The organism is Flavobacterium zubiriense (genome assembly GCF_041729725.1).
Taxonomy (GTDB): domain Bacteria; phylum Bacteroidota; class Bacteroidia; order Flavobacteriales; family Flavobacteriaceae; genus Flavobacterium; species Flavobacterium zubiriense.
Map to the genome: position 1 here is coordinate 1 of NZ_JBCFQL010000013.1, position 15,492 is coordinate 15,492.

Annotated in this window: 15 protein-coding genes; 5 read left to right on the forward strand and 10 right to left on the reverse strand. The window is 32.0% G+C overall.

Going from position 1 to position 15,492, the window contains the following annotated elements:
• Positions 1-607: 607 nt before the first annotated feature.
• The 4 genes from AAGV28_RS12310 to def form a co-directional block, all read right to left on the reverse strand.
• Positions 608-1,795 (reverse strand): transglutaminase-like domain-containing protein, encoded by a 1,188-nt coding sequence (locus tag AAGV28_RS12310; RefSeq protein ID WP_373391640.1) that lies wholly within the window; start codon positions 1,793-1,795, stop codon positions 608-610.
• A 573-nt stretch (positions 1,796-2,368) separates the two neighbouring features.
• Positions 2,369-3,142: a nucleoside triphosphate pyrophosphohydrolase gene (gene mazG / locus AAGV28_RS12315; protein ID WP_373407108.1), complete on the reverse strand. Its 774-nt coding sequence runs from the start codon at positions 3,140-3,142 to the stop codon at positions 2,369-2,371.
• Between the two features lie 84 nt (positions 3,143-3,226).
• Entirely contained in the window at positions 3,227-3,691 is a 465-nt protein-coding gene (locus AAGV28_RS12320; protein WP_373407109.1) for a DUF5606 family protein, read from the reverse strand.
• 87 nt (positions 3,692-3,778) lie between these two features.
• Positions 3,779-4,366 carry a peptide deformylase gene (gene def / locus AAGV28_RS12325; protein ID WP_373407110.1) on the reverse strand — a complete coding sequence of 196 codons (588 nt, stop codon included), beginning with the start codon at positions 4,364-4,366 and terminating at the stop codon, positions 3,779-3,781.
• Positions 4,367-4,565: 199 nt separating this feature from the next.
• Here def and AAGV28_RS12330 point away from each other — a divergent pair, with 199 nt between their 5' ends.
• Positions 4,566-6,803: an FUSC family protein gene (locus tag AAGV28_RS12330; RefSeq protein ID WP_373407111.1), complete on the forward strand. Its 2,238-nt coding sequence runs from the start codon at positions 4,566-4,568 to the stop codon at positions 6,801-6,803.
• A 29-nt stretch (positions 6,804-6,832) separates the two neighbouring features.
• On the opposite strand, the gene AAGV28_RS12335 is transcribed toward AAGV28_RS12330, so the two are convergent.
• The 4 genes from AAGV28_RS12335 to AAGV28_RS12350 form a co-directional block, all read right to left on the reverse strand.
• The gene (locus tag AAGV28_RS12335) at positions 6,833-8,341 is read right to left on the reverse strand and encodes a malate:quinone oxidoreductase (protein ID WP_373407184.1); all 1,509 of its coding nucleotides are present in this window, start codon (positions 8,339-8,341) and stop codon (positions 6,833-6,835) included.
• Between the two features lie 99 nt (positions 8,342-8,440).
• On the reverse strand, positions 8,441-8,857 hold the full coding sequence (ruvX, locus tag AAGV28_RS12340; protein WP_373407112.1) for a Holliday junction resolvase RuvX: 417 nt from the start codon (positions 8,855-8,857) through the stop codon (positions 8,441-8,443).
• A gap of 1 nt (position 8,858) precedes the next feature.
• Positions 8,859-9,143, reverse strand: coding sequence for a type II toxin-antitoxin system RelE/ParE family toxin (locus tag AAGV28_RS12345; protein ID WP_373407113.1), 285 nt, complete (start codon positions 9,141-9,143; stop codon positions 8,859-8,861).
• The gene (locus AAGV28_RS12350) at positions 9,133-9,366 is read right to left on the reverse strand and encodes a hypothetical protein (RefSeq protein ID WP_373407114.1); all 234 of its coding nucleotides are present in this window, start codon (positions 9,364-9,366) and stop codon (positions 9,133-9,135) included. Before AAGV28_RS12350 ends, AAGV28_RS12345 begins: the two co-directional genes overlap by 11 nt.
• 161 nt (positions 9,367-9,527) lie before the next feature.
• Here AAGV28_RS12350 and AAGV28_RS12355 point away from each other — a divergent pair, with 161 nt between their 5' ends.
• The 3 genes from AAGV28_RS12355 to AAGV28_RS12365 all read left to right on the forward strand — a co-directional run bounded on the left by AAGV28_RS12355 (position 9,528) and on the right by AAGV28_RS12365 (position 13,499).
• Positions 9,528-11,441, forward strand: a complete 1,914-nt coding sequence (locus AAGV28_RS12355) for an acyltransferase family protein (protein ID WP_373407115.1) — start codon at positions 9,528-9,530, stop codon at positions 11,439-11,441.
• 17 nt (positions 11,442-11,458) lie between these two features.
• On the forward strand, positions 11,459-12,298 hold the full coding sequence (locus AAGV28_RS12360) for a 2,3,4,5-tetrahydropyridine-2,6-dicarboxylate N-succinyltransferase (protein WP_373407116.1): 840 nt from the start codon (positions 11,459-11,461) through the stop codon (positions 12,296-12,298).
• A 139-nt stretch (positions 12,299-12,437) separates the two neighbouring features.
• Positions 12,438-13,499 (forward strand): glycosyltransferase family 9 protein, encoded by a 1,062-nt coding sequence (locus tag AAGV28_RS12365; protein WP_373407117.1) that lies wholly within the window; start codon positions 12,438-12,440, stop codon positions 13,497-13,499.
• Here AAGV28_RS12365 and AAGV28_RS12370 read toward each other — a convergent pair.
• Both AAGV28_RS12370 and AAGV28_RS12375 read right to left on the reverse strand, forming a co-directional pair.
• On the reverse strand, positions 13,489-14,304 hold the full coding sequence (locus AAGV28_RS12370; RefSeq protein ID WP_373407118.1) for a glycosyltransferase family 2 protein: 816 nt from the start codon (positions 14,302-14,304) through the stop codon (positions 13,489-13,491). The genes AAGV28_RS12365 and AAGV28_RS12370 overlap by 11 nt on opposite strands.
• Positions 14,305-14,323: 19 nt before the next feature.
• Positions 14,324-15,091 carry a lipopolysaccharide kinase InaA family protein gene (locus tag AAGV28_RS12375; RefSeq protein WP_373407119.1) on the reverse strand — a complete coding sequence of 256 codons (768 nt, stop codon included), beginning with the start codon at positions 15,089-15,091 and terminating at the stop codon, positions 14,324-14,326.
• Between the two features lie 107 nt (positions 15,092-15,198).
• Here AAGV28_RS12375 and AAGV28_RS12380 point away from each other — a divergent pair, with 107 nt between their 5' ends.
• Complete coding sequence (locus AAGV28_RS12380; RefSeq protein ID WP_373407185.1) at positions 15,199-15,423, forward strand: hypothetical protein; 225 nt, start codon at positions 15,199-15,201, stop codon at positions 15,421-15,423.
• Positions 15,424-15,492 lie beyond the last annotated feature (69 nt).

Consider the following 15,492-nt stretch of genomic DNA (forward strand, 5'->3'; position numbering starts at 1 on the left):
GCTTCAAGGGCCTGCATATAAAAATCAAAAACCAGGAAAAAACACTGTAGAACAAGATTTAGTTGAAGTGAAAATTGGTTCTGATAGACAAAAATTAACTGGGCCAGCATACAAAAACCATGGTCCATGGAGTAAAAAAGGCTAATGTATTACTAATTGAATTAGATAGTCCAGAAATTTGTTACTGACTAAAATCTGATTCAACAGCCATTAGAAAACTAAAGAGGCTGTTCGAAAATTATTTTTTCGGACAGCCTTTATTTTGTTTACCCTACCCGATAACTTCGGAGAAAATTTGGATTAATGCTAAATGTTGTGGAGAAACATAAAAACTCATACGTTCTAATTATTTTTTACCGCAGAGAGCGCAAAGATTTTCAACTAAGAATGCTTCAAAAGCATAAAGTTCGCAAAGCTAAGTCAATATAAAGCTTTGCGAACTTTGCCTTTCTATAAAAGCTAAGGGTAAAAAACTTAGCGCTCTCTGTGGTAATTTTTTTCTAACTCCACAGATTTATTATGTTGATCCTGAAATTTACAGTTAACGAACAGCAGTCTTCTTGTAGAGATGCTTCTTTCTTCATTCGCAGGATTATGTTTGCGGATATTAATCTTTATACAATTTAAATAATTCTTCCTCACCTTTTACCGTAATATCAGTATGTTTTTCTTTTCCTTTACTATCTAAATAAACCAATTTATAGGAATTATTTTTTGTTACTTTGAACTTTAAAAATTTATTTAAATCGTCTATAGGCGAAGGCGAATAGCCAAAATCTAATTCTTTCCCTTCTTGTTCTATGCTTATTTTCTCTGACACTCGTTGCAAATTTTTATCTGATTTGTAAAGTTGTAAGCTAATCCATACTTCATCTGGTTTTAAATTTTCTAAAACTTTCTCTTTTTCATACAAATCGATGTATCGTTGAGTAACATTTTCGGCATGAATAGCTTTAGAAAGGGTATCCCATTCTAATCTAAAATAAGTTTCTTTTGGTTTATAAGAAGAAGCATAAATCCAGTGTCTTGGATTGGATACATCAGCTCTTCCTGCATCGGCTAAAAACCAGGCTTTATTTAAATCCTCAGGATAATATTCTGTAAAATACCACTGACCATCCACCCATACTTCTACCCAACTATGATTTCCTTTCATATTTGTCCACATAGGAGTGCCCGCCATTCGAGCTGGAATCCCAACCGATCTCAATGCATCTACCAATAAAAACGAAAGCCCTGTACAAGTAGCCATTTTTTCCTTTATAGATTGAAACGGACTAATATTTACAATACTGCGATTCACATTATAATCAACCGATAAAAGATTCCTGATGTTAGTGCTAACAGCCTTAATTGCTTCCCGAACGTTTTTACTATCCTTAACCAATGGTGAAAATTTTAAATAAAAATCATTTCTCCAGTTATCTCTATTTTCATCAAAGCAATAATAGGGTAATACTTCATTAAAAAAAATGGAATCTGGTAATTTAGCACTCCATGAAAATTCTTTTCTCGCTTTGTAAGCACCATCAATTTGATCCTTAATAAACGGTATTGATAATGATTTCAAGTCTCGTTCAGGCATATATGCTATTAGAAAAGAAGCCGCTTCATAATGACGCATAGGCACCGCATTTAAAAAATATTGCAAGGAGTCCTTTCTATCACCAGATTTCTCTAATGCTTTATGCAATAAGGTATCATATTCTGGTAGAAAAACTCTGTTTTTAATTTGGCTGAACGCAAAAAAAGGAATAATTATAAAAACGAAAATAAAACAACTAAATTTCTTCATGGATTTAAAAATGGGGGTTACATATAAAAACTTTAATAATTCTAAAATTCAATTTATATGCGATTATAGGATTTACGGGCTATGACAAGCTTAAAAAATTGAATTTTGAGAACTAAAACTAGTAAAAAACAATATAATAATTCAACTGAATATTAAAAAGATTCTATATTTAACATATAGAAATACCCTATTTAATAAAGAATAAAATCATGAATAAACAGCTGTCTTAGTGAATTATTAATTTTTAACATCTTAATTTTTTTAAAGAAAAAAATCATTATTCTTTACTGTTTAATCCATAAATTATCTCATTTTTATAAAATTACGCTTTCACCTAGATCCGAAAACAAATTTGAAAAAACCATCAATGATTTTGTCTGAAAAAACTTTACATAAAATTTTAATCGGTGTTGTATAGTCGTAGTTTATAGGTTACCATAATGAGATTGCTTCGCTAGTTAGCTAGTGCTCTTGTACTCATTCTTACTAAAAATGCTAGTCTTACAGTTATTTTTTTAATAGCATTAAATTCTCAAATCTAAATTCTGCTTTCTAAAATCTGAAATCTGTCTTCTAAAGTCGTTTCGCTTCTTCCCAGAAAATATCCATTTCTGATAAGGACATATCCATTAAGGATTTACCTAATTCTCCTGCTTTGCCTTCTAAATATTGAAATCTTTTGATGAACTTTTTGTTCGTTCGTTCTAATGCATCTTCTGGATTAATATTCAGGAAACGGGCATAATTTATCATCGAAAATAATACATCGCCAAATTCGGCTTCCATGGCATCTTGATTTCCTAATTTTACCTCCTCTTGCAGTTCTTGTAATTCTTCCTGCACTTTGTCCCAAACCTGATGTGATTCTTCCCAGTCAAAGCCTACTCCTTTTACCTTATCCTGAATTCTACTGGCTTTTACTAAGGCTGGTAAACTTCTAGGAACGCCTTCCAAAACTGATTTCTTACCTTCCTTGAGTTTTAATTTTTCCCAGTTTTGTTTGACTTCTTCTTCATCTTTCACCACTGTATCGCTGTAAATATGCGGATGACGGTGAATGAGTTTTTCGCAAATTTCGTTGCACACATCGGCAATATCAAAATCATTGGTTTCGCTGCCTATTTTAGCATAAAAAACAATATGCAATAACAAATCCCCCAACTCTTTTTTTACTTCATTCAAATCATTGTCTAAAATGGCATCACCTAATTCGTAAGTTTCTTCAATGGTAAGATGTCTCAGGGTTTGCAAAGTTTGCTTTTTATCCCAAGGACATTTTTCACGCAAATCGTCCATGATATCTAATAATCTTTCAAAGGCCTGTAGTTGTATTTGTCTTGCATTCATGGTGTTTTGTTTTGTGTAAAAATAAGAAATCCTGTGTCCTAATTAGTTTAGAACACAGGATTTTTATAAAAATTCAGAATGTATTTATTCTGTTACTTTTGTAGCTTTTTTTGGTTTTTCTGCCGGAGCTTCGACTTCGGCAGCAACTTCTTCTTCTACTGCTGTTTCAGCTTCAACCAATCCTTTTGCCTGCAAAGTATTGTACCAGTTTAAAATTTTCTTAATATCTGAAGCATATACTCTTTCTTCATCATAAGTTGGCAAAACTTCTTTAAAATAAGCTGCTAAGGCCGCATTGTCTTCTTTGTGCGAAATAGCTGGACCATTATTTTCTTTTTCAGCAATATTACTCATTACTTCTTTTAATGGTTTTTCGCCATCATAAGTATAAACTGAAATCTCAGATAATAAACTCACATTACTTTTTAAATTTACTGTGATTTTTTTTCCATCTGCCAATGATTCTGCTACAAAACCAGTACGTGTTTGTACTTTTAAAACATATAATCCTGGTTTTCCAGAAATGGCTAATATTTTTTCTAAATTCATGCTTTTATTATTATTATTTAAGAATTCATTTTATTACTTATTGCTATTATTCAAAAACAATACCAAAATAGATTTGTCTCAGGATTTTTATCTTCCTTTTTTACCAAAAAATCGCATTCTATATTCCTGAAATGTTTTTCCTTCCATGATATTTTTCAATTTCCCTTTGATTAATCGCTTTTTTAAAGTGGATATTTTATCGGTAAATAAAATACCTTCTATATGATCGTATTCGTGCTGAATTACTCTTGCGATTAATCCATCAAAAACTTCTGTTTTCAAAACAAAATCTTCTTCGCAATATTCGATTGTGACTTTTTCTTTGCGATAAACGTCCTCTCGAACATCAGGAATACTCAAACAACCTTCGTTAAAAGCCCATTCCTCACCTTCTTCCTTAATGATTTTAGCATTAATAAAAGTACGTTTGAATCCTTTTAACTGTTTTTGTTCCTCCGCTTTTAAATCTTCGTCGTCACTAAAAGGCGTTGCATCAATTACAAATAAACGTATCGCTATTCCTACTTGTGGTGCCGCCAGCCCTACTCCAGAAGCGTTGTACATTGTTTCGTACATATTGGCAATTGTTTCTTTCAAATTAGGATATTCGGCTGTTACTTCCTCTCCTACTTTTCTCAAAACGGGATCACCATATCCTACAATTGGTAAAATCATTGTTGTTGTATTAAAAATTATCCCCTTTAAACAAAGGTTTAGACTCCTATAATTTAGGATTGCCAAAAATAGTAAAAATTTAGACAAAGCTTAAAGCGAAAAGAATAAATAGTGTTTTTAAATTAAAATCGGAAAAACACTTCCATTAAACTCATTGATAAATGGCACAATTCATACCTTTGTAAATAATTCTAAAATTATGATTTCGAAAATTCAGAAATTCATTTCGGGTACTGATTTCAGTAATGCGCTGAAAGTAACCATTGCAGCCGTTTCCCCCGTATTATTATTTTCCTATTTTGATCATTTTCAAATTGGTTTTACTATTGCTCTGGGTGCATTTTTTACTTTTCCGAGTGATATTCCAAGTAACTTAAAACATAAAATTAACGGATTATTAGTAACTTCATTAATTATTGCTGGTGTCAATTTGATTATCAATCTTTGCTACCCCTATCCGTTGCTGTTCTATCCTGTACTGGTTTCACTCATTTTTTGTGTATCCATGATTTTAGTGTACGGACAACGTGCCACTATGGTTTCTTTTTCAGCCTTATTGTCTCTTTCTCTGGCTTTTGCGCATTTAAATTCGGGTTGGGAAATGCTCCAATATTCGGGACTTTTATTAATTGGAGGTTTGTTTTACATGCTTATTTCAGTTATTTTTTACTATCTCAAACCCAATCGGTATGTCGAATTACAAATGGCCGAATGCATCCGACTTACAGCAAAATACTTAAAATTACGCGGTGATCTTTGGGAATTGAATTCGAATAGAAAAGCCATAACCAAGAAGCAATTGCATTTCCAAGTGGAACTCAATGTCTTGCACGAAAACATTCGGGAAATACTTGTTACAAGCAGAACAAAATCAGGTTCTTCTTCTCAAAACCGAAAAATGTTATTGAGTTTTATTTCATTAGTTGAAATACTAGAACTTGCAATATCTACTTCTTTCGACCATAATAAGTTGCATCAAAAATTTGATAGTTATCCTAAAGCCCTTGAAAACTATCAAAAATTAGCGTACAACTTAGCTAACAGCTTAAAATTATTATCTAAAAGCATTCAGGAAAGCAAGCCGTATGAATCAAAACACAATCTGATTGAAGATTTACATCAATTTGAAGACACCATAAGCGATTATAAAAAAGAATTACAAACCGATTCTTCTTCGGAAGAGGTTTTAATGCTTATTACTATGCTGCATTATGCCGAAAAACAAGTGGAAAAAATCATCACCTTAGAACGTGCTTACACTTTTAATATCAATTTTGGAGACTTAAAAGGACTTGATAAAGACATTGAAAAATTCATCAAACCACAATATTATCCGTTAAGTACTTTTGTACAAAATTTTAGTTTTTCTTCTACTGTTTTTAGGCATTCACTTAGAATAACCATTACTATTTTGTTAGGTTACATGATAGGGAAAGTGCTTCCTCTGGAAAACGTCTATTGGATTATCCTTACTATTGTAGTGATTATGAAACAAGGATTTGGACTTACAAATGAACGTACGTATCATCGTATTTTTGGAACTTTAGCTGGAGGAATTATTGCTTTCGGTATTCTTTCTGTGGTTCATGATTCATATTTAATTAGTACGATTGCTATTGTTTCAATGCTTTTAGGGTTTTCTTTTAATCCTAGCAATTATAAAATTGGAGCCACTTTTATTACCATTTATGTTATTTTAATCTACGGGATTTTAGCTCCAGATAATGGAAATGTAATTGAGTACCGAATTTTAGACACTATCGTTGGTGCCACTTTATGTTTGCTTGCTAATTATTTTTTATGGCCATCATGGGAGTTTTTAAACCTACCTGCGTATATCAAAAATGCCATTGAAGCCAATCGAAATTATTTGAAACAAATTTCCTTACTGTATAATAAAAAAGGAGAAGTGCCTACTGAATACCGTTTAGCCAGAAAGCAAGCTTTTATTGAAATTGGTAATTTAATGGCTTCTTTTCAGCGCATGTTACAAGAACCAAAATCCAAACAGAATAAGCTTGCTCAATTATATAAACTCACGGTTTTAAATCATTCTTTGTTATCCTCTACAGCATCTTTAGGAACATATATTCAATCACACAAAACAACTGAGGCGTCCAAAGCATTTAATGTTGTTGTCGATAAGGTAATTGAAAACCTAGAGTTTGCCATAAATATTTTGAGTAATCCAAATCCTGATCCCAATACAGTGGCCTCAAATGAAGATTTAAATCAAAGACTTACCGAATTGAAAAACATTCGAGCCAAAGAATTAAAACAAATAAAATTGATTGACGAAGAAGCTTATCAGATCAAGATGCAAGAAGCTCAATTAGTGATCGAACAATTAATTTGGTTGACTAATTTATCTGAAAATATTGTAAAAACAACAGAAATATTAATGGGCATAGAAAAAAATCCCATTAACGGTGGCTAATGGGATTCTTTGTATGTGGTATTGATAAACTATTCTAACTTTAGAATTGTTGCTGTATTTGCTCTAACTTCATCCAGCAGCTCTGGATTTTCATTTAATTTTTGTCCGTAAGAAGGAATCATCATTTTAAACTTTTCTTGCCATTCTGGAGTTTTCATTTGGTCTTTATAACATCTTCCTATTACATCAAGCATAATAGAAACCGCTGTCGAAGCTCCTGGAGAAGCACCTAATAAAACTGATAACGTTCCATCGGAAGAGGTAATTACCTCAGTACCAAATTCTAACTTACCACCTTCTTTTTCATCTTTTTTAATTACCTGAACTCTTTGTCCAGCACGCTCTATAACCCAATCCTTAGATCTTGCGCCCGGGACATATTCTCTTAAAGCTTTCATTCTATCTGCTGGAGATTGACGAACTTGCTCAATAAGATATTTAGTTAAAGGAATATTTTTAATTCCAGCCATAACCATTGGTACAATGTTATCTAATTGAATGGATTTTGGCAAATCAGAATATTTACCATTTTTCAGGAAACGAGTAGAAAAACCTGCAAAAGGTCCAAACAACAATTGTTTTTCGCCATTAATCATTCTCGAATCAATATGAGGAACTGACATTGGTGGTGCACCTACACTTGCTTTACCATATACTTTAGATTCATGTTGAGCAATTACTTCGGGATTTGTACATCTCAACCATTGCCCACTTACTGGGAAACCTCCAAAACCTTTTCCTTCTGGAATATTAGCTTTTTCTAATAATGGTAATGAACCTCCACCTGCTCCAATAAATACAAATTTTGGATAGGCTTTTCTGAAAGATCCATCCGTTAAATTTGTGATTTTTATTCTCCAAGTTTTATCTTGACGTTGTCTTAATTTTTGAACTTCATGATGAAAATACATATTCACCCCTTCCATTTTAGTTAGGTAACTAAACATATTTCGGGTTAATTCCCCAAAATTCACATCAGTTCCTATCGCCATAGAAGTTCCTGCTACCTTTTCTGATTCCTTTCTGCCTTCCATCACTAGAGGCATCCATTTTTTTAATTCTGAAAAATCAGTACTAAATAGCATTTCCTTAAAAAGCGGATTGGCTTGCAAAGCTTTGTAACGTTTTGTTAAATACTCCACATTTTTCTCTCCCCAAACAAAACTGATATGTGGAATTCTTTTAATAAAATTTTCTGGAGCTGATACTTTTTCTTGTTGCACCAAATAAGCCCAAAATTGACGAGAAACCTCAAAAGATTCCGCAATACTGATGGCTTTTTTAGGATCAATGCTTCCATCACTTCCTTCTGGCGTGTAATTCAATTCACAAAATGCAGAATGTCCTGTTCCAGCGTTATTCCACGCATCAGAACTTTCAGCTGCTGCACTATCTAATCTTTCGTAAATATCAATGGTAATATCAGGTTGCAATTCTTTTAAAATTATACCTAAAGTGGCACTCATTATTCCAGCTCCAATAAGAACTACATCACTATGTGAACGTATGGTTGTATCAGACATAATATTTTTTTTTATGATGCGCAAAGATACTTTAATATTATCGTAATTAAAAGACTAATTCAGACCGAAAAAGTTACATTTATCACTAAGTTTCGCCACTTTAACAAAGAATTATTAAAACATTTTGCGTGACAAATAATCTTGTAGCATGATGGTTGCCGAAATTTCGTCAATCAAGGCTTTATTTTGACGCTGCTTTTTCTTTAAACCACTATCTATCATGGTTTGGAAAGCCATTTTAGAAGTAAAACGCTCATCAACCCGAAGCACTTTCATATCTGGAAAATGATTGGTAAAATGCGTTACAAATCCTTTTATGATCGAAGCACTTTCAGAAGGTTGTCCGTTCATTTGTTTGGGTTCGCCAATGAGCACTAACTCTACTTTTTCTTTCGAAAAATAATCTTTCAAAAAATCGATCGCCGTAGCACTGGGAATGGTTGTCAATCCCGAAGCTATAATTTGCATTTCGTCAGTAACAGCAATTCCAGTACGTTTTTGACCGTAGTCTATGGAGAGAATTCTGGGCATTTTATAAAGAGTTTTTATGTTTTAAAATTGCCACAACTGAAACAAATTCCTGTTCGACATTAACTTTATAAACAACTGTGTAACCTTTAAAGACATAATCTCTAATATTCTCATCACCATTAGAATAAATAGATTCTTTATAATGGAATGGTTGTTTCAAATCTTTCTTGATATTTTTAATTAACTCCGTTTTAAAATTTTTTGCAGCAAGAGGTTTGTCTTTAGCTATAAAATTAACTATCTCCCTTAAATCAAAATTAAATTCAATAGTTAATTTAACCTTCATACTTCGAAATAGTTTCATCCAGCAAAATATCCAACTCGTCAAAAGTCGAATAAACCGCAGTTCCATTATCAATTTTATTGATTCGGGACTGAATCATTTTTTTTTCTTCTTCAAAAGTGGAATTATCCTGAACTATTTTTAATTCATCCGAAGAGAATGAACTTAATAATTCTAAAATTTTTTCTTTAATCTCTGATTTAAACTCTAATCTAATCGCTTCCATAACAGTTTCATTTACTGTACAAATATAAGCTTTTCAAACTATTTTTAATACCGGTATTTTTATGCCTCAAAAGTCCCTTCGGAGTGATTCTAATTTTATTTTAAAAAACTATATTTGCCGAAATTTCTTAACTAGCAAAAAGTAACCAACAACCTCATATAATGAGTTCAAAACCAACCTACAGGCCCGATATTGATGGGCTAAGAGCAATCGCAATACTACTTGTCATTATTTTTCATGCTGGATTTTCGCTATTTCCAGGAGGCTTTATTGGTGTTGATGTTTTTTTTGTAATCTCCGGATTTTTAATTACTTCCATAATTGAAAAAGAGATTAAAGAAAATTCCTTTAGCTTCAAAAATTTCTATCTTAGACGCATCAGACGCATAGTACCCGTGTTAGTGTTTATTATGCTAATTATTACTATTCCCGCCTATTTTATTTTGTTTGCCAACAATTTAGAAGCGTATTCTAGAACTTTAATTTACACCTTTCTGTGCGCTAACAATTTTCATTTGTACTTTAATTCGGGAGATTATTTTGCCGAAAGCTCTGATTTGATTCCTTTTTTACACACTTGGTCATTATCGGTTGAAGAGCAATTTTATTTCTTTCTGCCTCCATTTCTTATTTTATTACATAAAAAGGTCAATTCAAAAAAACGCTTCATAATCATTATTTCACTTTGTATCATTGGATTATTATTTTCTATATACCAAAGTTATGCTAATCCAAAAATGGCTTATTTCCTATTGCCTGCAAGGCTTTTTGAACTTTTAATAGGCTGCTGTCTTGCAATATCTTGGGAAAAATTACCAAATTTTAACGTATTCAAGAACCATACTCTATCTATTATTGGGATTTTATTGATCCTTATTCCTGCCATAGTTTTAAACAATTCGAGTGTGTTTCCAGGATTAAATGCACTTTGGCCGTGTCTAGGCACTGCCCTTTTACTAATAACTGGAAAAACAGAAGCGTCCAAAGGTATTGTAAACCAACTTATCCAAAATAAATTAATGGTCGGGATTGGATTAATTTCTTATTCTTTATATCTCTGGCACTGGCCCATATTTGTATTAATTAAATATTTAGGAATTAACCTAGAAGGAATGATACGAATTATAGCCTTAGCCGCTACTTTTCTACTTTCTTACCTTAGTTGGCGTTATATAGAACAACCTTTCCGAACCACTTTGAAATTTGATTTCAAAAAAACGATCCTTATTATTTTTGCTCCTTCTCTAATTATTATTGGAATCATTTATGGAGTTTTAGACGCCAAAGATGGTTTTCCAGAACGTCATCCCGATTTAGCTGAATTCAACCCTAAAAAAAACTACCCAAATAAACTAAGAAGTCAATGCTTTGATAAATTTAAAGTAGGAAATTGTGAAGATTGTTTTTTAGGAATTAAAAAAGACTCGCTAGACGGAATGCTTATTGGAGATTCTTTTGCGAATCATACAGCGGCTTTTCTTGATGTTTTAGCCAAAGATGCTGATTTATACATTCATGATAGTGCAGCTGGCGGATACCCTCTTATGAATGGATTAAATAAAGATGGTTCGGCAAATTTTCCTGAACAATATGCCATAGACCGTTTAAACTATGCTAAAAAATTCAAAACGATTTATATTGCAGCCAATTGGGAAGGACTTTCAGAATCTAAAAATGCACAAACCTACCATAGTACACTACAATCTTTAGGAGAATTGGTAAAAAGTGGAAAAAAAATAATTATTTTTGAGGCCTTAAGAAAAATGACCGCCTTAAATTTGCACCGAGCAAAATTAGTCAAGGCAAAAATACCAGTCTATTTTTCTGAAAAGGACTTTTCTATTACTGAATACAAAAGACCAAACGATTATATTATTGATGTAATTAAACAAAAATTTCCATCAATAATGATTATCGATTTAAACCAACTAATGTGCGAAAATGGAAAATGCGATATTGAATTAAACAATACCATTGTGTATCGAAACGAAGATCACCTCAATACCAGTGGCGCTCAACTATTAGGAGAGCTGTACATAGAAAAATATGGAAATCCCTTAAAAAAAGTAAAATAACAATTAATAAACATAAAATGAATTCATTACAAACAATTATAGAACAAGCTTGGGAAAACAGAGCTTTGTTGCAAGAAGAAACAACAACTAACGCGATTAGAGAAGTAATCGAATTATTAGATTCAGGAAAATTACGTGTAGCTGAACCAAAAGCTGATTCTTCGACTTCACTCAGTACAGGCTCTTGGCAAGTAAACGAATGGGTAAAAAAAGCAGTAGTAATGTACTTCCCTATTCAAAAAATGGAAACTTTAGAAGCTGGAATTTTCGAATACCACGACAAGATGGAACTGAAAAGAGACTACGCCGAAAAAGGAGTTCGTGTAGTTCCTGGAGCTTCTGCTCGTTATGGTTCTTTTATTTCTAGCGGTGTTATCATGATGCCTAGTTATGTAAACATTGGTGCTTATGTTGATGCTGGAACAATGGTAGACACTTGGGCAACTGTAGGTAGTTGTGCTCAAATTGGTAAAGACGTTCATTTGAGTGGTGGTGTTGGTATTGGTGGTGTTTTAGAACCATTACAAGCCGCTCCTGTTATCATTGAAGATGGTGCTTTTGTGGGATCTAGATGTATTGTTGTTGAAGGTGTTCACGTAGGCAAAGAAGCTGTTCTTGGTGCCAATGTATGCTTGACTGCATCAACAAAAATCATTGATGTTACTGGAGATACTCCGGTAGAAATGAAAGGTTTTGTTCCTGCTCGTTCAGTAGTGATCCCTGGAAGTTATACTAAAAAATTCCCTGGAGGAGAATACCAAGTGCCTTGTGCTTTAATCATTGGTACTCGTAAACCATCTACTGATTTGAAAACTTCATTGAATAATGCGTTACGCGAATATGACGTAGCGGTATAAATTCTAAATCTCAATATTTTAAATTCCAAATTCCAATTAATATTGGAGTTTGGAATTTTTATTTTAAAACTAATCTCTAAAATTGATTTTTTTTGCTTCAATTTGTAATAATCTAAATCAATTCCTTTTTCTTAAAGAAATGAAAATACTTGTAATTCAAAACAAAATGATTGGCGATGTACTTGCAAGCTCAAGTATTTGCAACACCTTAAAAAATGAATATCCAGAGGCACAAATAGATTATCTGATTTATACATTTACCAATCCAGTTGTTGAAAACAATCCGAATATTGATGATATCATCCTTTTTACAGATAAAATTAAAAACAGTAAAATTGAACTTTTAAAATTTTGTTTTAAAATTAGAAAATCTAAATATGATGCGGTTGTAGATGCTTATGGAAAACTCGAAAGCAATCTAATGGTATCATTCTCGGGAGCTAAAATGAAAATTGGATTTTACAAATCATACACTAATTTAATTTACACTCATACTTTCAAAGAACATTCAGTCCCAGAAACTTCAGCAGGACTAGCACTTGAAAACAGGATGCTTTTATTACAACCATTTTCCTTAAAAAAGCCATTAAAAATTAAACCTGAAATCTTTTTGAAGGAATCTGAAATAGAAAATGGAAAACAAATTTTAACTGAAAATAATATTGATTTTTCGAAAAAAATATACATGATTGGAGTTTTAGGAAGCGGAACAACAAAAACGTATCCAGGCAAGTATATGGCTGAACTGTTAGATAAAATTGTATCAAATACTGATGCCACACTTTTATTTAATTACATTCCGTCTCAATTAAAAGAAGCACAGGAAATTTTTAATTTATGTGAGCCAAATACACAAAAAAATATAAAAATAGATATTGTTCCTAAAACCATCAGAGAGTTTCTATCAATTACACATCATTGTGATGCGTTAATTGGGAATGAAGGCGGAGCGGTAAATATGGCAAAAGCATTAAATAAACCAACCTTTACTATTTTTTCAACCTGGATAAAAAAAGAAGCCTGGAATAGTTTTGATGATGGAATAAAAAATGTTTCAGTACATTTAAAAGATTTCAAACCTGAATTATATGGTATAAAATCAGCAAAAGAAATGAAAAAACAAGCTATGGATTTATACAAAGCTTTTTCTCCTGATTTAATAATTCCTGACTTAGAAAAATATCTGAAAGCTAATAATTAGAATCAATCCCTGTAGTTGTTTTAACCACCTTATTTTTCTTAGTATTTTCCCTGATTGCGAAGTTTTTCTTCCAGGTTGCTTCGTTTACATAACCTCTTGCGTGGTCTAAATGTACGACTATCGCGCTATAGCGAATTTGTTTCGATTTCAGCCCTTTATTAAAAAGCCTTTCTCCTAATTCCCTATCCTGTCCTCCATATTGCATTTCCTGATTAAAGCCATTGATAAAAACCAAATCTTCTTTCCAGCCTGATGCATTATGTCCGTTCCAGGTAGCTTTTGTAGGCGTTACAAAATTTAGAAATTTTGACAGAAAACCAGAAGCAGTGAGTTTAGAATTTTTAAATGATTTTTTTAAACCGTTTTTTACAAGCCATTTTGCATTAAAACAGTTTTGCTCTAAAATATCATTTTTGGTAATTGCTTTTGAAATATCCATCGGAAGCATAAAATAACCTCCTGAAAGAAAATATCCTTTTTCTCTGTAATTTAAATGTGTTGCCACAAAATCTTTTCTCGGAATGCAGTCTCCATCAGTAAAAACAAGATAATCTGAATTTGAAGCCATTATCGCTTTATTCAAAATCTGAGATTTTTGAAAACCATTATCTTCTTGCCAAACGTGTATTAAAGGCATGGTAATCTGAGGTCTTAGAGTATCCAATAATTCTTTGGTTTTTGACTTCGAACCATCATCAGCAACAATAATTTCGAAATTAGTTTCGGTTTGAACACTTAATCCCCAAATAACTTTTTCAAGCCATTCTTCGGCATTATAAGTACTCATTATTACAGATGCTTTCATATTTTACAGCTAATAACTATTATTTTTTCCAAAATTTTATTTTCTTTTTCAATCTTTTTTTTCGAGCAAATTTTTCTTGAAATTCATGGGTTTCCTGCCACATTTTATTAAAAATTTCAGCTTCAGATTTTTCAGTGTACCATTTTGAATATTCGTTACTCATTATGGCAATCATCACCTTTTGAGGTGTTAGCCGATTAAAATTTTTCATCCTTGAATTAAAGTCCATTGATTCATGGAAATTCATTCTGTTTAAATCTACCAGAAAAAATTGATACTTGCCATCAGTGGATTTTTTAATTAAGGTGTTTCCTGGTGAGTGATCTAAAAATTCTATTCCTTTCTCGTGCAAACCAAACGTAAATTGTGTGAACTCCCGGATAATTAATTCTCTATTTTGGAAATCTTTATTTTCAACAATATCTCTAAACTCGAACACATTTTCTAAATGTTCGCAAACGTAATAACTGTCTTTTAAACCTATAGCATCATAATTCTCAAAAAAAGCAATAGGCTTTGGAGTTCCAATTTGCATTTCGATTAATTTAGAGGCAAATTCAAAAGAACGCCTGGCTTTTGATTTTCTGAAATATTTATAAGCGATCTTATTAATTAAATGAGGAGTCTTAAACGATTTAATATTGATTGTTTTTCCATTTAAATCGAAAAGCTTGATTATATTGCGATTTCCATCTCCAAAAACAACTCCTTGTGAATTAAAGTTTTTAATTGCACTAACTAAATAATTTTCTTTTTCAACAAAGGCAGGATGGATTTTTAGTTGCATATATAAACGTAAAAGGCTAACAAAAGTAAATATTTCATTTTATTAATCCAATTTAAGTTTTACTTTTACAAAACTATATTCTTTGTACCGCTTTTTTATTTCCCTCTATTAGGGAAGGCTTTGGACTACCTCCAGTTGAGGCGATGAGTTTTGAAAAACCTGTATTTTTATCAAACAGGGCTTCCTTACCAGAAATTGGCGGAGAATCTTCTTATTATTGGAAAGATTTTGATTCTGAATATATGAAAAACAAACTAATTGAAGGTTTAAATCATTTTTACAACAATCAATATGAAAATGAAACTATTGTAAAAAAGAGGCTCGGGTTTTGATTGGAATATTGCCGCTGCACAATATTTGAAGGTTTATCAAAATATATTAATTTAATATTATATTTTTGC